Below are 20,598 nucleotides of genomic sequence, written 5' to 3'. Positions count from 1 at the left end.
GCCAATCGTGTCGTGGGTGGGCCGCCGTGGCGACCATTGCCGGGCCGGCCGGCGGTGCGTTACTTCTTCGGAGGGATGACCACCGTGAGGTTCGCGGCACCGTCGGAGCCGACCGTCTTCAACGCCTGCGAGAGTAGCGCGGCCATGTCGATCTGCGGCATGACGTCCGTCAGCGCCTGGACGACCGGAACCAGCGGCTCGTTGATCGGACCCAGGTTGGCCAGCAGTTTGCTGGTGTTCGGGGCGATCTTCATGAGGTTCGGGTTGATCGTCTTGGTCAGCACGTCGGGTGCGCCGGAGCCCTTCATCAGGACGTCCAGAGCCTTGAGCACCTCCACGTCCTTCTTGATGAAGGTCGCGGTGGCCGGGCCGAACTCCTCCAGCGAACCGGGCAGCCAGCTCATGTCCGACTGGTAGTCCTGGGTGTTCTCCAGCATCCGGCGGATGTTGGGCATGCGGGCCGAGATCGTCCGGGCCAGCAGGTCGCCGGCGGTGGAGATGTTCGGCAGGGCGCCCTGCGTGTTGTCGGTCGCCGCGGCCAGGGTCTCGGTGATGCCGCCCAGGTCCGTCGAGTTGATGCTCGACGTGAGGCCCGACACCAGCTTGAAGGTCTCCGGCAGCGACAGCGGCTGCTTGACCTTGGCCGTCTCGATCGACGCGTTCTTGTCCAGGTACGGGCCCTGCAGCGAGTCCGGCAGGAAATCGATGTACGGCTCGCCGACGGCCGAGAGCTGCTCGATCTTGATGCCCGTGCTCTGCGGGATGTCGTACTTCGAGTCGTACCGCAGCTTGACGGCGACCTTGCCGTCCGTGCGATCGATCGTCTGCACGTTGCCCACCTCGACGCCGCGCAGCAGCACCTTGGAATCGGGCAGCAGCTGATGCGCGTTGTCGAGCTTCATCTCGACCGTGTTCCACTTGGCGAACGGCCGGTAGTTCAGCACCGAGAAGGCGATGTAGCCGACGCCCAGCACCATGACCAGCGCGAACGTCAACAGGCTGAAGAAGGTGCTCTTTTTCACGGAACTGCTCCCACCATCCGAAGGTTCTTGACCGCCTGCTGGGCGGCCTCGGCGGAGGGGACGCCGCCGTTGGCGCCCAGCTCCTTGACGTTCACCTTGGCGCCGCTCGCCAGGAACGGGAGGATCTTGTTCTTGAGCAGATCCTCGAGGTTCGCGAGATTCGCCTGGCGGCCGTTCATGTTCGGCCAGCCGGGGAACATGAGCGGCTTGATCACCGTCGCCACCGTCGCCGTCGAGGCGTCCAGCAGGGGCGCGCTGAAGATCAGGGGAGAGAGGGAGTCGGACACCCGGCTGAGGATCTTGATCGCGCCCGTGGTGAGCGACAGCGTGTCGCTGAGCCAGCCGTCCTGCGGCTTGAGCAGGGCCACCAGGAGGTCGTCGTTGGAGTTGACCGTGTTCACCAGGCTGGCGACCGAGTTGATCGACTGCCGCACGTTGTCGTTCTGGTCGCCCAGGTCCACGACGGTCTGCGACACCGTCTTCACCAGGCCCGAGAGCTTCTGCGGATCGTCGGGCAGGTTGTCGTTGATCCGGCTGAACGTGTCCTGCAGCTGCATGAGGCTGCCGCTGCCGAGGAAGTTCGCCAGATCGCGGAGGATGTCCTCGATCTGCGTGGGCGGCTTGGTCTGCGACGTGGGGATGGTGGCCCCCGCCTTGAGTGCCTCGCCCGGCTTGCCCGGCGCCGACTTCAGCGCCACGTAGGTGTCGCCGAGGATCGTGTCCTGCTGCAGGGTCGCGGTGGCCGTGCTCGGCACTTGCACCCCGTCGAGGATCTTGACGTCGACGACGGCCTTGCCCTCCTGCAGCGTGACCTTCTGCAGCCGGCCCGCGTTCACGCCGTCGAACACCACCCGCGCCTTGTCGGGCAGGTTCAGCACGTTCGTGAAGTCGAGGTGCAGCGTGTAGCCGTCGCCGCCGCCGGGCTGGCCCGGGGCGGGGATGGACGACGGGTTGAAGTTGAGCGAGCAGCCCGCCAGGAGGGTCGTCGCGGCCACGGTGGCCACGCCGATCTTCGCGGAGCGCCGCGCGGCCTGGACCTTGATCGGATTTCGCATCAGTACGCCGCTCCCGTCGCGCGCAGGACCGTGGAGATGAGCTCCACGTTGACGTGGCCCGCGTCGGCGACCTTGCACTGGCCCGGCGCGAACCGGTTCAGGTTGTTGCAGGTCTGGGCGGGGTTCTTCGAGGGGACCAGCGCTGACGGCGGCCGGTAGGTGATCTTGGTGGCCATGGTCCGCTTGTCGACGCTCACCTGGAACGCCCGGATCAGCGGCGGCAGGATGTTCAGCAGGTCGCCGAACTGCTTGGACGTGGCGGCCATGACCGTCGTGGCGGGCACGGTGACCTCGAGCAGGGGCGCGATGAACGCGCCGTACTTGTCGAAGATCGAGGCGAGCGTCTTGAGCAGCGGCACCATCTGCGGGAAGGCGCCGATACCGGTGTCCATCAGTGGTTCGCCGATGTTCTTGATCCGCCAGGCGTACTTGGTGAAGAACTCGCGCATCCCGTCCCAGTTCTGCACCAGGCCGTCCGAGGCCGGGGCGAACGCGTCGAGGATCGCGGCCACATCGCCCATACCGGGGCCGGGGTTGCGCATCAGTTCGCCGAGCTTGTTGGTCAGCTGCGAGACCTCGGGGCCGGTGCCGGTGGTCGCCTTGTTCAGCGCGGGGATCGAGGCCATGGCCTCCTTGAACTCCTTGTCGCCGCCGGCGGTGGTGAGGTCGTCGACGACCTTCGACACCGACTGCAGCGAGTCGGTGATGGACAGCGGCGTCTTGGAGTTGGTGATGCAGGTGCCGGGGGACCACGTCGGGCCGCCCTTGTACGGCTCGAGCAGTTCGAGGCGGCGCTGGGCGACGAGGGAGTCGGCGATCGCGACCACGCCCACGTTGGTGGGCAGCTTGCGGTCCGCGAGGATGTCGAAGTCGACGCGGGTGGTCTTGCCGTTGGGCTTGATGTCGGTGATCTCGCCGACCGGGTAGCCGAACTGCGCCACCGTGTTGCCCTTGTACAGGCCGATCGCGTTGTCCAGCTCGGCGCAGTACGACTGCTTCTGGGTGGTGGCGCCCTTGAGGGCGACGCCGCCGAGCACGAGCGCGGTCGCGACGATGACCACGATGGCCGACATCGCTCCGCGCGAGGCGAGGAATTTACGCATCAGCAGGTCACCCCCGGGGACGGAATGCACACGTTGGTGGCGAGGAAGGTCTGTTCGGACTGGTTGAGCTGGACCGTGCCGTCCGGCGCGATCGTCTTCTGCAGGCCCTCGAGCATCTCCTTCGCCTGGGCGATGGTCGGCTCCGCCTGCTTGACGAGGTCCCGGGCCTTCGCGACCAGGGCGTCGAAGCGGGCCGCGAGCGGCTCGACGTTGTTGAGGTACACGTTGAGCAGCGGGGCGAGGCGCTGCACGATCTCGGTGGTGTTGCTGAGGTAGCTCTTGAACCCGGCCAGGTTCACCTCGGCCGCCGCGAAGAACGTGCTCATGTTCCGCATCAGCGACACCAGCAGCTCACCGTTCTGGTTCACCGTTGTCGAGTACTCGGACATCACCTTGACGAAGTCGCCGGCCTGGTCCTGCTGGCGCAGGATGTTGTCGAACATCCGGTTGAACGTGCCCACCGTGTTGCGGATCGATTCCGGCTGGTCCTCGAGGGCCTGGTTGAGCTCGGACATCGACTGCCGCACGGGGGTCGCCTTGATCTGCTGGACCTTCGGGGTCGCCTGCTGGAAGGTCTCGAGCAGGCTGTACGGCATCGACACGCGCTCCGGCGGGATGGCCTTGTCGCCCAGCGAGCTGGTGCCCATCGGGGTCAGCGCCATGTAGTAACCGCCGACCGTGGTGAGCATCTTCATGGTGGCCGTGCTCGCGTCGCCGACGAAGACGTTGCTCTTGACGCGGAACTTCACCCGCACGCGATCGTCGAGGAGCTCGACGCCCGAGACGGAGCCCACGCTGATGCCGGCCACGCGGACGTCCATGCCGCTCTTGACGGCCTGCGCCTCGCGGAGATCGGCGGAGTACTCCTTGGTGCCGGGCTGGAACACGAACAGGTAGCCCGCGATGGCGAGGATGATCGTCGTCACCACCGCTCCCGCGATGCCCCAGTTCAGCTGGCTTCGACGGTCCTGGGCGGCCGTCGGCATGGGTCGGTTGAACAGGTTCATTTTGCGCACACCGTCACCTTCTGTCCGGCCACGAACAGGTTCATCATGCCCGGCAGCTGCGCCGGGCCCTTCGAGCACTGCGTGTTCACGGCCCCGTTGGCCTGCGGCTTCGTGCCCTCGTTGAGGAGCTGCATGATGCCGGGGAGGGTCGCGAGGGCGTTGACCGCCTGCTCGGCGATCGGCATCGCGTTCGCGACGATCGCGTTGAGCGGGGGGTTCTCGTTGGGAGTCAACCCGAGCGCCGCGAGCAGCGCGTTGGTGCGGCTCACCACGCCGGAGGTCTTATCGGACCACTCGCGCATCGAGTCGACGTTGCTCGCCAGGGTCCGGGCGAACAGCTCCAGGTCCGTGATCACCTTGGTGAGGCCGGGGGAGGCCCCGCCGATGGTCTGCGAGATCGAGCCCAGGTTGGTGATCAGCTGGGTCAACACGCGCTGCCGGTCGTTGGTGGTCGCCATCAGCTTGTCCAGCGAGCCCAGCAGCGGGCCGAGCCCGTCGCCGTTGCCCTGGATGACCGCCAGCACCGACTGCGTGAGGTGGTTGATGTCGTCCGCGTTGAGGGTGGACAGCACCGGCTTGAGGCCGACGAACACGGTGGTGATGTCGAACGACGGCTGGGTCTGCTTCTCGGGGTACGTCGAGCCGGCCTTCATCTGCTGGCCGCTGCTCTTCGCGTTGCTCTGCACCTCGAGGAAGCGGGAGCCCGTGAGGTTCTGGTAGCGGATCGCCAGGTTGTCGTCGCTCTTGATCTTGCGGTCGCGCTGTACCGAGAACGTGACCAGCGCGTTCGAGAGCCGGTGGTCCGAGCTCTGCTGGACCTCGACGTCCTTGACCTTGCCCACCTGCACGCCGAGCATGCGGACGTCGTCACCCACCTTGAGGCCGGAGACGTCCTTGAAATCGGCCTTGAACGTGTCGAGGTCGCCCTGCGGCGGCCGGGTGAGAGCCTGCATCGTCAGCACCAGGATCAGGAGCATGACGGCCGCGAAGACCACGATCTTGACGGCGGTCACCTTGATGGACTTCATGGTGGGTCAGCTCCCTGCCTTCGGGGTCGTGGGGGCGCTCGGTCCGGCCGACGGTGACGCGGCGGTCGCGCCCGGCTTCGCCGCCGGGGTGCGCTCGCCGGGCTTGGCCGCGGGCTTGGGATCGCCCGGCTTCGGCGGCACGTACTCGAACTGCGGCACCGGCGGCAGCGCGGCTGCGACGGCCGGGAAGTCCACCGACAGACGGAGATTGAGCACAGGGCCGTTCGGAGTGTTCGGCATGGCCTTGCGCACGTTGTCGAGCAGCTGGCCGATCTGGATGCCGACGCCCGTCGCGCTGCCGTTCGGGAACGCGTTGAGCAGGGGCTGCATGAGGTTCACCAGCATGGGGGTGGCCGTGGACAGCCCGTCGATCGCGGCGGGGGAGAGGATCTTCTGCAGTGCCGCGGTGAGGCTGTCGCGCTCGTTGGTGAGCGCATCGATCGTCGCGGCGCCGCGGTTGACCCAGTTCTTGTCGTGCACGGGGCTGTAGTCGAACAGGGTGCGGGCGGCCGGGAGGATCGCGTTGATCGCCGAATCCGCGCTGCTGATCGCCTGCGTGATCTGCGGGAAGGTCTGCGAGGTGCTCAGGCGCTGGGTGTCCTGGACGGCCTGCGAGACGCTGCCCAGCGCTGTGAACAGCGGCAGCATGGCCTTCGACGAGGCGTCGAAGTTGAGCAGGATCTGGCTCATGTGCGGCCGCAGCGCATCGCTGTTGACGTCGCCGATGGTGGCGATCATGTTCGACACGGTGCTGTCGGTGATCGGCTTCGTCGGGGTGATCTGCGCCGACTCCTTGAGGGAGCCGCCCCCGTCGTGCGGGGTGAGGATGACCTCGGAGACGCCGAACAGGTTGCCCGCGGAGAACGCGGCCTCGACGTTGTTGGTCAGGCTCTTACCGTCGGACTCGGTCATCGTCAGGACGACGCCCTGCTGGCCGTTGGCGATGCGCTTGATACCGGTCACCTTGCCGACCTGCACGCCCTGGATGCGCACGGGCGCACCGTCGACGATGCCGGCGGCGACGGACGGCGTGCGCAGGGTGAACGTGAACTCGTCCTTGGGCCACAGGGCCTGAGCGAGCCAGATGACGAACCCGATGATCAGGATCACGGCGAGCGCGATGATGCCGCGGCGACGGAGGACCGAGCGGTCGATCGACATGCCGGGTACGGAGACGACTCCCATTGTTTACCCCTTGAAGTACACCGGGGAGCTGACGCCCCACAGCACGACGGTCATGACGAGGTCGAGGATGATGATGGTCACGAGGCTGGCGCGGATCGCGCGCCCGGACGCCGTGCCCACGCCCTCGGGGCCGCCGGAGGCGAAGAACCCCTGGTAGCAGTGGATGACGATCACCGCGACGAGGAAGACGGCCACCTTGACCACCGAGAAGATGATGTCGGAGGCGCTCACGAACTGACTGAAGTAGTGCTGGTAGGTGCCCGTCGGCATCGAGTACACCGAGGTCACCAGCCAGGCGCAGGCCGCCCAGGACAGGATCAGGGTGATCAGGTAGACGGGGACGACGGCGATGAGGCCGGCCAGCACGCGGGTGGTGACGACGAAGGACACCGACCGCAGGCCCAGGGACTCGAGGGCGTCGATCTCCTCGTTGATGCGCATGGCGCCGATCTCGGCGGTCATGCGGCAGCCGGCCTGGGCGGCGAAGCCGACGCCCGCCAGGATGGGGGCGAACTCGCGGGTGTTGGCGAACGCCGCCACGACCGCGGTGAGCGGGCCCATGCCGAGCAGGTTGAGGATGGCGAAGCCCTGCACGGCCACGGTGCCGCCGACCGCGATGCCCAGCACCGCGAGCACCGGCGCTGTACCGCCGCCGACGACGAGCGCGCCGCGGCCCCACGTGATGTCCGTGAGGATGTACATGATCTGCGAGCGGTAGTGCTTGATCGCGTGCGGGACGGTCCGGATGACCTCCGCGATGAACGACAGGATGTGGCCGAGGAGATCGAATCCGGTCCAGGCCGAGCCGGAGCCGCCGAACAGCCGGAAGAACCAGCGCGTGCCCCGGGGGCGGTAAACGGTTGCCATGGAGTCAGCCCACCTGGTTGCGGAAGTCGTTGCGGTACAGAGTCATTGGTCAGCCCACCTGCATCGGGAAGAACATCGTGGTGATCTGCGTGATGATCAGGTTGAGGATGAAGATCACCACGAACGAGAGGACCACGGTGGAGTTCACGCCGTCGGCGACGCCGCGGGATCCGCCCTTGGCCTCGAGGCCGCGCTGGCAGCCGATGATCGCGATCACGGTGCCGAAGATGATCGACTTGATGATCGAGATCCACACGTCCACGGGGTGCGCGAACGAACCGAAGGAGAGCCAGTAGGCGCCGGGCGTGACGCCCTGGTTGCCGACCGCGACGAGGTAGCCGGCGAGGGTGCCGACGCCCATGATGAGGATGTTCAGCAGCGGCGAGACGAACCAGGCGGCGAGCAGGCGGGGCACCACGAGGCGGTTGATGGGGTTGATGCCCATCACGCGCATGGCGTCCGTCTCCTCGCGGATGGTGCGGGCGCCGAGGTCGGCGGCGATGGCCGAGGCGCCGGCGCCGGCGAGCAGCAGGCCCGTGGCGATCGGGGCGCCCTGGGTGATCACCGCGAGGCCGCCGACGGCGCCGGACAGCGATTCCGCGCCGAGCTGGGCGATGATGTTGTTCACCTGGATCGAGATGATGATCCCGAAGGGGATCGCGATGAGGATCGCGGGTGCCGAGGTGACGCCGACCATGTACCAGATCTGGTTGAGCGTCTCCTTCCACTGCAGTTGTCCGCGAACGGTGTCCGTCACCATCGACACCAGAGTGTTGATCAGCATCCGGAACGTTCGACCGATGGTGCGGATCGAGTCCACGACGGTGCTGGAGAAGTTCTTGCTCAGGATCGACCAGTAGGACGGCCGTTTCGCCTTGCCCGCGTTGTCCGCAACGGTTGCAGTCACCCTGCACGTCCCCTCTCGACTGTGGCCAGACTGTGACTCGAACGACATGTTCTTTGGTGTATGACCGAGCACACTATAGCGGGTCTCAGGGTCCCTGTACTCCATTGGCCCGCTTCGCCGCCGCTAGGTGAGCGACTCGTCAGTAACTTTTCCGGAGTCCGGCGTCTCGCCCGTATCCGCTCAGGTCAACGGGGTGGCGCCGACCTGAGATCGCAAACGCACGGCCCGGCGGATCTGCGCGCCCGTGCGGTGCGAGTAGATTCGCACGCGTGCACATCGAAGCGTCGGGCGGGGCCGTCATCGGGGCCGGTTCCGCCGGGGTCCCGATGCGAGAACTACTGGTAGTCGGACTGACTGCTGCCGTTGTCACCTTCTTCGTCACATCTGTGGTGCGCGTGCTCGCGACGCGGTTCGGCGCGGTGGCGGTGCCGCGGGCGCGCGACGTGCACGTCGTCCCCACGCCGAGGCTGGGCGGTGTCGGCATCTACATGGGCATGGTCGCGGGCATCTTCCTCGCGGCCCAGTTGCCCGCCCTCACGCGCGGCTTCACCTATTCCAAGGACGCGGTCGCCGTTCTGGTCGCGGGTGGCGTCATCGTGCTCGTGGGGATCATCGACGACCGGTGGGGCGTCGACGCCCTGACCAAGCTCGTCGGCCAGATCTTCGCCGCGGCGCTCCTCGTCGTGATGGGGGTCGCGTGGAACGTGGTCTACGTACCGGGGATCAACACCACCGTCGTGCTCGATCAGCTCCAGGCCGGGCTCCTGACGGTCCTCGTCACCGTCGCCACCGTGAACGCGATGAACTTCATCGACGGCCTCGACGGTCTGCTGGCCGGCGTGGCCGCGCTCGCCGCGCTCGCCATCCTCGTCTTCTCGGTGGGCCTGATGTTCGAGTCCGGGGGAGACGCACCGTCGTATCCGCCGGCCCTGATCGCCGCCGCGTTGTTCGGCGGCTGCGTGGGCTTCCTGCCCCACAACTTCCAGCCGGCCCGGATCTTCATGGGGGACTCGGGCTCGATGCTGCTCGGCCTCACGCTCGCCGCGGCGTCCACCTCCGCCTCGGGCCGGATCTCGCAGAACGCCTACGGGTCGACGGACATCTTCACCCTTCTGCTGCCGCTGCTGCTCGCGGTCGCCGTCATGTTCGTGCCGATGCTCGACCTCCTGCTCGCGGTGGTGCGCCGCACCCGGGCGGGCGTGCACCCCTTCACCGCCGACAAGATGCACCTGCACCACCGACTGCTTCAGATCGGTCACAGCCAGCGCCGCGTGGTGGTGGTCATCTACCTGTGGGTGGGTGTGCTGGGCCTGAGTGCCGCGGCCTCCACGATGCTGCCGCCGACCCTCGTCGCGCCCCTCTTCGGAGCGGGTCTTCTCAGCGCTCTGGTTTTCACCGTGGTGCCGCGGATCGTGCCCCGGCTGCGAGAACGCTACAACGAAAGCCGGAGGTCAGGCGCGCCGTCCAATCGCTGAAACGAGTTATGTAGGACGGGCGTCCTGTAGTACTATCGTGTGTAGTTGATAGGCGGGATTCCAGCGGAACCCCCGTGTGGGGAGTGTCCCTACTTCTTGGTAGAGTCTCAGCCAATCACAAAGAATTCGTGATGTGACCCACGTCGCGGATTCGGCAGACGCCGCCCGGTCGCCGCGACAGACTCACTCGCGGGTGCGACCCCGACCCCGAAGGAGGGGCACATGACGACGCCGGCCCCCTCAGTCGACGGTCAGGCTGTTCGCAGCGTTGTGACCTTCGGTAATCCGTTCGTGATCCTGGCCGGCCTGACGGTCGTCGCCGCCGGTGTCGCCGCCTCGTTCGGTCACGTCTGGTTCGCCGCCTGGTTCTTCCTGGGCGGACTCCTCGCCCTCCTCAACGCGAAGCTCGCGGTCATCAAGGTCTCGATCGCCACCGCGGAGGAGGAGCCCCGCAAAGTTCCCGTCGCCGTCAACTCGATGGTCCGGCTCGGCGTGGTCTCGGCCATCGGCCTGGTGGTCGCCTACTTCCTCCGCCCGGAAGGCCTGGGCGTGATCTTCGGACTCGCGGTCGGTCAGATCGTGCTCGTACTCAACACTGTCATTCCGGTTCTGAAAGGACTCCGCCAGCAGTCATGAACACGAATCTGTACGCCGAGGGCTCGATCAAGGTCGCCCACTACAAGTCGTTCGAATTGTTCGGCATGACCTTTCACTGGGACACCATCCTGGCCACGGCGATCGCCGGGACGATCGTGCTCGCGCTGGCGTTCTTCCTGCGCGCCAAGGTGACCTCCACGGGCGTCCCGAACGGCGTCCAGCTGTTCTGGGAGGCCATCACGATCCAGATGCGCCAGCAGATCGAGTCGGCCATCGGCATGCGGGTCGCGCCGTTCCTGCTGCCCCTCGCCGTGGCGCTGTTCACGCTGATCCTGGCGGCGAACTGGCTGGCGGTCCTGCCGCAGCAGTACACCGACGCGGAGGGCACCCCGACGGAGATCTTCCTGCCGCCCGCCGCCGACGTGAGCTTCGTGTACGCGCTGGTGCTGATCGTCTACCTCGGCTACCACTTCGCGGGCTTCCGGGTTCACGGCCTGTTCGGCTACCCGGCCAAGGTCGTCAAGGGACACGCGATCGGCCTGGCGCCGATCAACGTGATCGAGGAGATGATCTCCAAGCCGCTGTCGCTGGCACTGCGACTCTTCGGCAACGTCTTCGCCGGCACGGTGATGGTCGCGGTGATCGCACTCCTGCCCGCCTACGTGCTGTGGTTCCCGAACTCCCTGTGGAAGTCGTTCGAACTGTTCGTCGGCCTCATCCAGGCGTTCATCTTCTCGCTCCTGACCATCCTGTACTTCTCCACCTCCATGGAGAAGACGGACCACCACTGACCTGCTGCGGCCACTCGGGCCTCAGTGCTGTAGACCCTGGTAGGCCGACTACCAGAAACCGAAAGGGAAACAAAGATGGCAGATGTGACAATCGCTCAGGGCGCGCTCATCGGCGGCGGCCTGATCATGGGTGGCGGCGCCATCGGCGCCGGTATCGGTAACGGTCTCGCCGGTTCCCAGCTCGTCGCCGGCATCGCGCGGCAGCCGGAGGCCCAGGGCCGCCTGATGACCCCGTTCTTCATCACCGTTGGTCTGGTCGAGGCCGCGTACTTCATCAACCTGGCCTTCATGGCCCTGTTCGTGTTCGCGACTCCGATCACAGCTGGCTAATACCACTCGTAGTAGACGGGAACCGACGTCATGCAGCTCGCTGAAGGAAACTTCCTCCTTCCCACCGCAGGGACCTTCTTCTCGTGCCTGATCATCTTCTTGATCGTGCTCGGGGTGATCTGGTTCTTCGTGGTGCCGCCGATCCAGAAGGTGCTGGACGATCGCGACAAGATGATCGCCAAGACCGCCGAGGACCGGCGCGCCGCGGCCAAGGGGTTCGAGGACGCCGAGGCCGAATACGCCGCAGGGATCACCTCCGCGCGCGCGGAGGCAGGCGGCATCCGGGACGAGGCGCGGGCCACGGGCCGCGCCTCGCTGGAGGAGCAGAAGCAGCGGGCTACCGCCGAGGCGGACGCGGTCACGCGCGAGAAGACCGAGCAGTTGCGCGCCGCGGGTGAGACCGCGGCCGCCTCGGCACGCGGTGATCTCGCTCCGCTCTCGGCATCGTTGGCCAGCCGGGTGCTGGGCTTCGACGTGACGCAGGACCCCGCCCTCAAGTCGAAGTTGGACGAACTCGCGAACGAAGCGGTGGTGAAGAACTGAAATGGCAGTCTTTCTCGGTAACCTGATCGCCTTCGCGGTCATCCTGTTCGTCCTGTGGAAGTTCGCGGTTCCGCCGATCCGCAAGCTCATGAAGGATCGCCAGGACTTCGTCCGGTCGCAGCTCGACGAGTCGGCCACGGCCACGTCGAAGCTCACCGAGGCCGGAGCGGCGGGCGAGCGCGCCCGCGATGACGCGGCCCGTGAGGGCAGCCGCATCCGCGAGGAGGCCCGCGGTGACGCGGACGCGATCCGCGAGGACCTCCGGTTGCAGACGGAGCGCGAGGTCGCTCGCGCCGGCGAGCACGGCGAGGGCCAGATCGCGCTCAACCGCGGCAACCTGATCCGGGGCTTCCGCGGCGCGCTCGGCGCCGAGGCCGTACAGGTCGCGTCCGGCCTGGTGCGCTCGCACCTCGAGGACCCGGCGAACCGGTCCGCCTCGGTGGACCGCTCGCTCGCGGAGCTCGAGAAGATGACCGAGGGAGCCGATTCCGCTCGCGTGAGCGAGGCCGACCGCGTCGGCAACCGGTCACTGCGCGCTTCCAGCCGCGAGTCGGTGCGCGCGCTCTCCGCGGGCTTCGACAAGCGCGTCGAGTCGCTCAGCGACGACGAGCTGGCCCGGGTCTCGGAGGATCTCGCGGACGTGGTGCACGTCCTCAACGAGCAGCCGGTGCTCCGTAAGCACCTCTCGGAGTCGTCGGAGTCGGCCGAGGCCAAGCGTCAGCTGGTGTCGAACCTGTTCGGCGGCAAGATCAGCGACGGTGCAGTGGTCTTCGTGCAGGACGCCGCGGCGTCCAAGTGGTCGGAGCCCGTGGACTTCGCGAACGCCGTGGAGCGGCAGGCCCGTGTGGGTGCGCTGCTCGGTGCCGAGCGCGCGGGCCAGCTCGACGCCACGGAGGACGAGCTGTTCCGCGCCGGCCGCATCCTGGAGGCGGAGCCGAAGCTCACCTCGATGCTGTCCGACACCCGGGTGCCGGCGGATTCCCGCATCGCCCTGCTGGACAAGGTCTTCGGTGCGCAGGTGAACAAGTACACCGCGGCGCTGCTGCGCCAGACGGTGCGCCTGCTGCGCGTCGGTCGCGTCGACGCCGGCGTGGCGTCGATCGCGGATCTGGCCGCGGCCCGTCGCGGCGAGTCCGTCGCGGTGGTCGAATCGGCCGTCGCACTGACCGACGCCCAACGGGATCGCGCCGCGGATCTGTTGGCCCGCATCTACCAGCGCAAGATCGCGGTGCAGACCGAGGTCGTGCCCGAACTGCTGGGCGGGCTGCGCATCACGGTGGGCAACGAGGTGATCGAAGGCGATATCGCCTCCCGCCTCGACCAGGCCGCCGAACAGCTGCCCCGATAACCACACACAAACTTCCACCACCACACAGAGGGAAACGAGTACTCATGGCTGAGTTGACGATCTCAACCGACGACGTCAAGGGCGCGATCGAACAGTACGTATCGACGTTCGAGGCCGACGCCTCCCGCGAGGAGATCGGCACGGTCTCCGACACCGCCGACGGCATCGCGCACGTCACGGGCCTGCCCGGCGCGATGGCGAACGAGCTTCTCGAGTTCCCCGGTGGGGTGCTCGGCGTGGCCCTGAACCTCGACGAGGACGAGATCGGCGCCGTCATCCTCGGTAACTACGAGGACATCGAGGAGGGCCAGCAGGTCCGCCGCACCGGCGACGTGCTGTCCGTGCCCGTCGGCGACAAGTTCCTCGGCCGCGTCGTGAACCCGCTCGGCCAGCCGATCGACGGTCTGGGCGACATCGAGGCCGAGGAGCAGCGCGTCCTCGAGCTGCAGGCAGCGTCGGTGCTCGAGCGCCAGCCGGTCGAGGAGTCCCTCGCCACCGGCATCAAGGCCATCGACGCCATGACCGCCATCGGCCGCGGCCAGCGTCAGCTGGTGATCGGCGACCGCAAGACCGGCAAGACCGCGGTCTGCATCGACACGATCCTCAACCAGAAGTCCAACTGGGAGTCCGGCGATCCCACCAAGCAGGTCCGCTGCATCTACGTCGCCATCGGCCAGAAGGGTTCGACGATCGCCGGTGTGAAGTCGGCGCTCGACGAGGCCGGCGCGATGGAGTACACCACCATCGTCGCGGCCCCCGCGTCCGATTCGGCCGGCTTCAAGTGGCTCGCCCCGTACACCGGCTCGGCCATCGGCCAGCACTGGATGTACCAGGGCAAGCACGTCCTCATCGTGTTCGACGACCTGTCTAAGCAGGCCGAGGCCTACCGCGCCATCTCCCTGCTGCTGCGCCGCCCGCCGGGCCGCGAGGCCTACCCGGGCGACGTCTTCTACCTGCACTCCCGCCTGCTGGAGCGCTCGGCGAAGCTGTCCGACGAGCTGGGCGGCGGTTCGATGACCGCGCTGCCGATCATCGAGACCAAGGCCAACGACGTCTCGGCGTTCATCCCGACGAACGTCATCTCCATCACCGACGGCCAGGTCTTCCTGGAGTCGGACCTGTTCAACAAGGGCGTCCGCCCCGCGATCAACGTCGGTACCTCCGTGTCCCGCGTCGGTGGCGCCGCGCAGACCAAGGGCCTCAAGAAGGTCTCGGGTTCGCTGCGTCTGGAGCTGGCGCAGTTCCGCGAGCTGGAGGCCTTCTCGGCCTTCGCCTCGGACCTCGACGAGGCGTCGAAGGCGCAGCTGGCGCGCGGCGCCCGCTGGGTCGAGCTGCTCAAGCAGGACCAGTACAGCCCGTCGTCGGTCGAGGACGAGATCGTCTCGATCTACCTGTGCGGCGAGGGCCACTACGACTCGGTCCCGGTCGAGGACGTGCGCCGGTTCGACGGTGAGCTGCTCAGCCACCTGCATCACGCCGCGGCCGGCGTCTACGAGTCCATCGCGGGCGGCAAGGTGCTCGAGAAGGATCAGGCCGCTGCGCTGGTCGCGGAGACGGAGAAGTTCAAGCAGAGCTTCCTGGCCTCCGACGGCTCCCGCGTCGTGAACGAGGCCGAGGCGGGAACCCTGCCCGCCGAGGACGTGGAGCAGGAGACGATCAAGGTCAAGCGCAATGGCTAATATTCGTGAGCTGCGCTCCCGGATCCGGTCGGTCAACTCGACCAAGAAGATCACGAAGGCGCAGGAACTGATCGCGACCTCGCGGATCACCAAGGCGCAGGCACGCGTGGCGGCCGCCAAGCCGTACTCCGAGGAGATGACCGCGGTGCTGTCGGAGCTGGCGAGCAACTCGGGGTCGCTGGACCACCCGCTGCTCACCGCACGGGAGAACCCGAAGCGCGCCGCGGTGCTCGTGGTGACGTCGGACCGCGGTATGTGCGGCGGCTACAACTCCAACGTGCTGCGCGAGACCCGTGAACTGATCCAGCTGCTGAAGTCGGAGGGCAAGGAGCCCGTCCTGTACGTGCTCGGGCAGAAGGGCGTCGACTACTTCACGTTCCGGGGCCAGCAGGTCGCGGGATCGTGGACCGGGTTCTCGCAGCAGCCCCACCACACGGACGCGGTGGCCGCCACCGAGGTGCTGGTGAAGCTGTTCGAGGCGGGTTCGCAGGAGTACGTCACGATCGACGGGGTCGAGACGCACGGCGTCGACGAGCTGCACCTCGTGTACACGCGCTTCGTCTCGATGCTCTCGCAGAACCCCGAGGTCCGCCGGATGGCGCCGCTCGCGGTCGAGGAGGCCGAGACCGAGCCGCGCAACTTCACCTTCGAACCGGGCGCGGACAGCCTGCTGTCGGCGCTGCTGCCGAAGTACGTCGCGACTCGCGTCTTCGCGGCTCTGCTCGACTCGGCGGCGTCGGAGAGCGCCGCGCGTCGTACGGCCATGAAGGCGGCCACGGACAACGCCGAGGAGCTCGCAGTCTCGCTCTCCCGCGAGGCGAACCAGCTGCGTCAGGCGCAGATCACCCAGGAAATCAGCGAAATCGTCGGTGGCGCCGGCGCCCTCGCGAACTAGGAAGTGGATTCATGACTACAGCAACCCAGCCCGCGTCGGCGGGCACCGCTGCGGCCACCGGTCGCGTGACGCGGGTCATCGGCCCCGTCGTCGACATCGAGTTCCCGCGCGGCGCCGTTCCCGACCTGTTCAACGCCCTGAACGCGGAGGTCACCCTCCCGTCCGTGGCCAAGACGCTGACCCTCGAGGTCGCGCAGCACCTGGGCGACAACCTGGTGCGCGCCATCTCGATGCAGCCCACCGACGGCCTGGTGCGCGGCACCGACGTCACCGACTCCGGCTTCCCGATCCGGGTGCCGGTCGGCGACAAGGTCAAGGGCCACGTGTTCAACGCCCTGGGCGACTGCCTCGACCAGCCGGGCCTCGGCCGCGACGGCGAGCAGTGGGGCATCCACCGCAAGCCCCCGGCCTTCGATCAGCTCGAGGGTAAGACCGAGATCCTGGAGACGGGCATCAAGGTCATCGACCTGCTGACCCCGTACGTCAAGGGCGGCAAGATCGGCCTGTTCGGCGGCGCCGGCGTCGGCAAGACCGTTCTGATCCAGGAGATGATCACCCGTATCGCTCGCGAGTTCTCGGGCACCTCGGTGTTCGCGGGCGTCGGCGAGCGCACCCGTGAGGGCACCGACCTCCACCTCGAGATGGAGGAGATGGGCGTTCTGCAGGACACCGCGCTGGTGTTCGGTCAGATGGACGAGCCGCCCGGCACGCGTATGCGCGTCGCCCTCTCGGCCCTGACCATGGCCGAGTACTTCCGCGATGTCGAGCACCAGGACGTGCTGCTCTTCATCGACAACATCTTCCGCTTCACCCAGGCCGGTTCCGAGGTCTCGACCCTGCTGGGTCGCATGCCCTCGGCCGTGGGTTACCAGCCCACCCTGGCGGACGAGATGGGCGAGCTCCAGGAGCGCATCACCTCGACCAAGGGCCGGTCGATCACCTCGCTGCAGGCCATCTACGTGCCCGCCGACGACTACACCGACCCGGCGCCGGCCACCACCTTCGCGCACCTCGATGCGACCACCGAGCTCTCGCGTCCGATCTCGCAGCTGGGTATCTACCCGGCCGTGGATCCGCTGACGTCGACCTCGCGCATCCTGGAGGCGTCGATCGTGGGCGACAACCACTTCCGCGTCGCCAATGAGGTCAAGCGCATCCTGCAGAAGTACAAGGAGCTGCAGGACATCATCGCCATCCTCGGTATGGACGAGCTCTCCGAGGAGGACAAGGTCACGGTGCAGCGCGCTCGCCGTCTCCAGAAGTTCCTCGGCCAGAACTTCATCGTCGCCGAGAAGTTCACCGGCGAGAAGGGCTCGGTCGTGCCGCTGACGGACACCATCGAGGCGTTCGACCGGGTGTGCAAGGGCGAGTTCGATCACCTGCCCGAGCAGGCGTTCAACAGCTGCGGTGGTCTCGACGACGTCGAGGCGGCCGCGAAGAAGATCGCCGGGAAGTGACCCGAATTGGCTGACACCGCTTTTCAGGTCGAGGTCGTCTCCGTGGAGGAGCGGCTGTGGTCGGGCGAGGCGACGTTCGTGATCGCCCAGACCACGGAGGGTGAGTTGGGTGTTCTCTCTCACCACGAGCCGCTGTTCGGCCAGCTCGTCGTCGGTGGCGCGGTCGCCATCGACACGGTGGACGGCGAGCGGCTCGCCGCAGCCGTCCACGGCGGCTTCCTCTCGGTGACCGGCGAGAAGGTCACGGTGCTCGCGGACGGGGCCCAGTGGGCCACGTCCCTGTCGGAGCCCGATGTGCGTCGCCAGCTGGAAGGCGCCGCGGAGGGATCCGAGGAGGAGGCGACCGCGCAGGGACAACTCCGCGCGCTCGAGTTCCTCGCAGGCAAGTAGAATAGGTTGTGCAGCGTGAAGCCGGTGGCCCGGTGAAAACGGGCCGCCGGCTTCGGGCTTTTCTCTTCAGCTGACGCGTAGAGAGGCGACGGTATGGGCGGAGTGGTATTCGGCGCGGTGGTGGCCGTGCTGGTGCTGCTCGCCGTGGGTGCGATCCTGGTCCTGCGCCTGTACAGCCTCCGCGTCGCGGGAGTCCCGATCATCCTCCGTTACCTGCCGGCCGAGCCGGAGCAGGGGTGGCGGCACGGCACCCTCCGCTACGACGACCACGAGCTGAAGTACTATCGGCTCTCCAGCGTGCGCCTCGGGCCCAGCTGGACCCTGCCGCGATCCGAGACGGAGATCGTGGGCCGCCGCGCGCCGGCCGGTACGGAGCTCGACGTGATCGACCGCGACATGGTGATCGTCGCGGTCTCCACGCCGGCGGGCGAGGCGGAGCTCGCCTTCGCCCGCGACGGCCTCACGGCGTTCCAGTCCTGGCTCGAATCGCGCCCGTCGTCGCGCCGCCAGCGGCTGCAATGACGCCTACTCGGTGCCGGCCGCGCCCTTCGCCCGCGCTCCGTCGCCGCCCCCGGGGCGCCACAGCACGTCCCCGTCGGGATTGGCCACGCGCGACAGGATGAACAACAGGTCCGACAGCCGGTTGAGGTACTTCGCCGGTAGCGCGGACACCGAATCCGCGTACTCCGCCTTGGCATCCCACGCAGCCCGCTCGGCCCGTCGGACGACGGTGCGCGCCACGTGCAGGTATGCGGCGAGGGGCGTTCCGCCGGGGAGGACGAACGAATCGAGCTTCGGCAGGCCGGCGTTGTACTCGTCGCACCACGCCTCGAGGCGGTCGACGTAGTCGGGGGAGATCCGCAGCGGCGGGTACTCCGGGTTCTCGACGACCGGATTGGAAAGGTCCGCGCCGACGTCGAACAGATCGTTCTGGATCCGGAGTAGGACGGCGCGGAGCTCGGGCCCGGGATCCCCGACGGTGACCGCGACCCCGAGCGCGGCGTTCGCCTCATCGCAGTCCGCGTACGCGCGCAGCCGCGGATCGGACTTCGGGACGCGGGAGAAGTCGCCGAGACCGGTGGTCCCGTCGTCTCCGGTGCGCGTGTAGATCTTGGTCAGGTGTACCGCCATGTCCCCAGGCTATCGCCGCCGCGGCACTGCGGCCGCCCGATGTGCCATAGGGTATTGCCCGTGGGTGAGAAGTTTCTGGTGCACGGCGGAGCCCGGTTGACCGGCGAGGTCACGGTGGGCGGCGCGAAGAACAGCGTGCTCAAACTGATGGCTGCGACGTTGCTCGCGGAGGGCACGTCGGTCCTGACCAACTGCCCGGAGATCCTGGACGTACCGCTCATGGCGGACGTACTGCGCGGCCTCGGGGCCGAGGTGGAGCTCGAGGGGGAGACGGCGCGGATCACGACGCCGGCCACCCTGAACCACCGCGCGGACTTCGACGCGGTGAAGCAGTTCCGCGCGTCGGTCTGCGTACTGGGGCCGCTGATGGCCCGGGAGCACCGCGCGGTGGTGGCGCTGCCCGGCGGCGACGCGATCGGATCGCGACCCCTCGACATGCATCAGTCGGGGCTGAGGGCACTGGGTGCCACGAGCTCCATCGAACACGGATGTGTTGTGGCACAGGCGGATTCGTTGGTCGGCGCGGAGATCACGCTGGAGTTCCCCAGTGTGGGGGCCACCGAGAACATCCTGATGGCGGCGGTGCTCGCCGAGGGCGTCACGGTGATCAGCAACGTGGCGCGCGAACCGGAGATCGTGGACCTGTGCGCGATGCTCGTGCAGATGGGCGCCGACATCTCGGGTATCGGGACCGACACCCTGATGGTGCGCGGGGTGGAGAAGCTGCACCCCACGGAGCACCGGGTGATCGGCGACCGGATCGTCGCGGCCACCTGGGGCTTCGCCGCCGTGATGACGCGCGGCGACATCACGGTCAACGGGGTGGAGCCGGAGACCCTCGGCGTGGTGCTGCGCAAGCTGCAGGACGCGGGGGCGACCGTGACCGAACGTGAGGACGGGTTCCGCATCGCCTCGCCGGAACGGCCGCACGCGGTGAACGTCGCGACGCTCCCGTTCCCGGGATTCCCGACGGACCTGCAGCCGATGGCCATCGGCATGGCCTGCGTCGCCGAGGGCACCTCGATGATCACCGAGAACGTCTTCGAGGCGCGGTTCCGGTTCGTCGAGGAGATGGTCCGTCTCGGCGCGGACGCCCGGACCGACGGTCACCATGCCGTGATCAGGGGAGTGGAGCAGCTCTCCAGCGCACCGGTGTGGTCGACGGACATCCGGGCCGGCGTCGGCCTGGTGCTCGCCGGCCTCTGCGCCGATGGAGTCACGGAGGTCCACGACGTGTTCCACATCGACCGCGGGTACCCGAATTTCGTCGGCAACGTGACCGCGCTGGGCGGCACGATCCAGCGCGTGTCCTGACGGGGCCGGAATCCGCACGGATCGACGCGTGGTTTCGCACCCATGACCAGCCGATTTGTGTTGTGCGGCCGAGGTGTGTAACTTATTTCAAGTCAGCGCGCCACGGCGCCGCCCGGACAGCCCACCGAAACCCGGTTCTACCTGGGAATTCGAAGTCGCTGCCGGATGTCGGAAACCGGGACGGTCGGAAACGATCATCGCGCTGGCCGCCACGGAAGAGAATCTCGAGATCTCGGACGCGCTCGTCGCGTTCGTGGGGCTTCTCCATGTGGTGGGCGGACTCAGAACCGGGTCCGGACGCACTCGCGAGAGCGAGTTGCGGACGAGAATCCGGTCTGCTAAGCTAGAACGGTTGCTCCGACCGAGTCACTTTGACAAGCAGAGAGCGACGATGTAACCTGGAACGGTTGCCTGCGAAGGTTTCCAATCCGCCAAAACACGATCAACCCCTTCAGGGGTCTAATCGGGCGGTGC

The 20,598-nt window shown here is 67.5% G+C and carries 21 protein-coding genes; 12 read left to right on the top strand and 9 right to left on the bottom strand.

Going from position 1 to position 20,598, the window contains the following annotated elements:
- Nucleotides 1–59: 59 nt before the first annotated feature.
- From BN39_RS00105 to BN39_RS00070, 8 genes are read right to left on the bottom strand one after another with little or no spacing between them, the layout of a single operon-like run.
- Nucleotides 60–1,022: an MlaD family protein gene (locus BN39_RS00105; RefSeq protein WP_019200302.1), complete on the bottom strand. Its 963-nt coding sequence runs from the start codon at nt 1,020–1,022 to the stop codon at nt 60–62.
- A complete protein-coding gene (locus tag BN39_RS00100) occupies nt 1,019–2,077 on the bottom strand; it encodes an MlaD family protein (protein ID WP_019200301.1) in 1,059 nt (352 codons plus the stop codon). The genes BN39_RS00105 and BN39_RS00100 overlap by 4 nt, the downstream gene beginning before the upstream one ends.
- Nucleotides 2,077–3,180, bottom strand: coding sequence for an MlaD family protein (locus BN39_RS00095; protein WP_148281373.1), 1,104 nt, complete (start codon nt 3,178–3,180; stop codon nt 2,077–2,079). Before BN39_RS00095 ends, BN39_RS00100 begins: the two co-directional genes overlap by 1 nt.
- Nucleotides 3,180–4,187: an MlaD family protein gene (locus BN39_RS00090; protein WP_019200299.1), complete on the bottom strand. Its 1,008-nt coding sequence runs from the start codon at nt 4,185–4,187 to the stop codon at nt 3,180–3,182. The genes BN39_RS00095 and BN39_RS00090 overlap by 1 nt, the downstream gene beginning before the upstream one ends.
- On the bottom strand, nt 4,184–5,215 hold the full coding sequence (locus tag BN39_RS00085) for an MCE family protein (protein WP_019200298.1): 1,032 nt from the start codon (nt 5,213–5,215) through the stop codon (nt 4,184–4,186). Before BN39_RS00085 ends, BN39_RS00090 begins: the two co-directional genes overlap by 4 nt.
- A 6-nt stretch (nt 5,216–5,221) precedes the next feature.
- Nucleotides 5,222–6,400, bottom strand: a complete 1,179-nt coding sequence (locus BN39_RS00080; RefSeq protein WP_081585861.1) for an MlaD family protein — start codon at nt 6,398–6,400, stop codon at nt 5,222–5,224.
- Nucleotides 6,401–6,403: 3 nt separating this feature from the next.
- Complete coding sequence (locus BN39_RS00075) at nt 6,404–7,267, bottom strand: ABC transporter permease (RefSeq protein WP_019200296.1); 864 nt, start codon at nt 7,265–7,267, stop codon at nt 6,404–6,406.
- A 49-nt stretch (nt 7,268–7,316) separates the two neighbouring features.
- Nucleotides 7,317–8,174, bottom strand: a complete 858-nt coding sequence (locus tag BN39_RS00070; RefSeq protein WP_019200295.1) for an ABC transporter permease — start codon at nt 8,172–8,174, stop codon at nt 7,317–7,319.
- Between the two features lie 326 nt (nt 8,175–8,500).
- On the opposite strand from BN39_RS00070, the gene BN39_RS00065 reads away from it, so the two are divergent.
- The 11 genes from BN39_RS00065 (at nt 8,501) to BN39_RS00015 (ending at nt 18,201) form a co-directional block, all read left to right on the top strand.
- Entirely contained in the window at nt 8,501–9,649 is a 1,149-nt protein-coding gene (locus BN39_RS00065; RefSeq protein WP_051158893.1) for an MraY family glycosyltransferase, read from the top strand.
- 222 nt (nt 9,650–9,871) lie between these two features.
- Nucleotides 9,872–10,285, top strand: coding sequence for an ATP synthase subunit I (locus BN39_RS00060; protein WP_040765683.1), 414 nt, complete (start codon nt 9,872–9,874; stop codon nt 10,283–10,285).
- Entirely contained in the window at nt 10,282–11,037 is a 756-nt protein-coding gene (atpB, locus tag BN39_RS00055; protein WP_019200292.1) for a F0F1 ATP synthase subunit A, read from the top strand. The genes BN39_RS00060 and atpB overlap by 4 nt, the downstream gene beginning before the upstream one ends.
- A 75-nt stretch (nt 11,038–11,112) precedes the next feature.
- The gene (locus BN39_RS00050) at nt 11,113–11,367 is read left to right on the top strand and encodes a F0F1 ATP synthase subunit C (RefSeq protein WP_040765682.1); all 255 of its coding nucleotides are present in this window, start codon (nt 11,113–11,115) and stop codon (nt 11,365–11,367) included.
- A gap of 30 nt (nt 11,368–11,397) precedes the next feature.
- Nucleotides 11,398–11,910, top strand: coding sequence for a F0F1 ATP synthase subunit B (locus BN39_RS00045; RefSeq protein ID WP_019200290.1), 513 nt, complete (start codon nt 11,398–11,400; stop codon nt 11,908–11,910).
- A 1-nt stretch (nt 11,911) separates the two neighbouring features.
- Complete coding sequence (locus BN39_RS00040; protein WP_019200289.1) at nt 11,912–13,258, top strand: F0F1 ATP synthase subunit B/delta; 1,347 nt, start codon at nt 11,912–11,914, stop codon at nt 13,256–13,258.
- A 44-nt stretch (nt 13,259–13,302) separates the two neighbouring features.
- On the top strand, nt 13,303–14,937 hold the full coding sequence (gene atpA, locus BN39_RS00035) for a F0F1 ATP synthase subunit alpha (protein WP_019200288.1): 1,635 nt from the start codon (nt 13,303–13,305) through the stop codon (nt 14,935–14,937).
- Nucleotides 14,930–15,832: a F0F1 ATP synthase subunit gamma gene (locus BN39_RS00030; protein ID WP_019200287.1), complete on the top strand. Its 903-nt coding sequence runs from the start codon at nt 14,930–14,932 to the stop codon at nt 15,830–15,832. Before atpA ends, BN39_RS00030 begins: the two co-directional genes overlap by 8 nt.
- 11 nt (nt 15,833–15,843) lie before the next feature.
- Nucleotides 15,844–17,289, top strand: coding sequence for a F0F1 ATP synthase subunit beta (gene atpD, locus BN39_RS00025; RefSeq protein ID WP_040765679.1), 1,446 nt, complete (start codon nt 15,844–15,846; stop codon nt 17,287–17,289).
- A 6-nt stretch (nt 17,290–17,295) separates the two neighbouring features.
- Nucleotides 17,296–17,679 (top strand): F0F1 ATP synthase subunit epsilon, encoded by a 384-nt coding sequence (locus BN39_RS00020; protein ID WP_040765676.1) that lies wholly within the window; start codon nt 17,296–17,298, stop codon nt 17,677–17,679.
- A gap of 93 nt (nt 17,680–17,772) precedes the next feature.
- Nucleotides 17,773–18,201: a DUF2550 domain-containing protein gene (locus BN39_RS00015; protein WP_019200284.1), complete on the top strand. Its 429-nt coding sequence runs from the start codon at nt 17,773–17,775 to the stop codon at nt 18,199–18,201.
- Between the two features lie 3 nt (nt 18,202–18,204).
- Here BN39_RS00015 and BN39_RS00010 read toward each other — a convergent pair whose 3' ends face one another.
- A complete protein-coding gene (locus tag BN39_RS00010; RefSeq protein ID WP_019200283.1) occupies nt 18,205–18,810 on the bottom strand; it encodes a cob(I)yrinic acid a,c-diamide adenosyltransferase in 606 nt (201 codons plus the stop codon).
- Between the two features lie 60 nt (nt 18,811–18,870).
- On the opposite strand from BN39_RS00010, the gene murA reads away from it, so the two are divergent.
- Complete coding sequence (gene murA / locus BN39_RS00005) at nt 18,871–20,124, top strand: UDP-N-acetylglucosamine 1-carboxyvinyltransferase (RefSeq protein WP_019200282.1); 1,254 nt, start codon at nt 18,871–18,873, stop codon at nt 20,122–20,124.
- The last annotated feature ends 474 nt before the right edge of the window (nt 20,125–20,598 follow it).

It is taken from the genome of Tsukamurella sp. 1534, from assembly GCF_000312385.1.
In the GTDB taxonomy this organism is placed as follows: domain Bacteria; phylum Actinomycetota; class Actinomycetes; order Mycobacteriales; family Mycobacteriaceae; genus Tsukamurella.
This window is presented reverse-complemented; position numbering and strand designations above follow the sequence as displayed.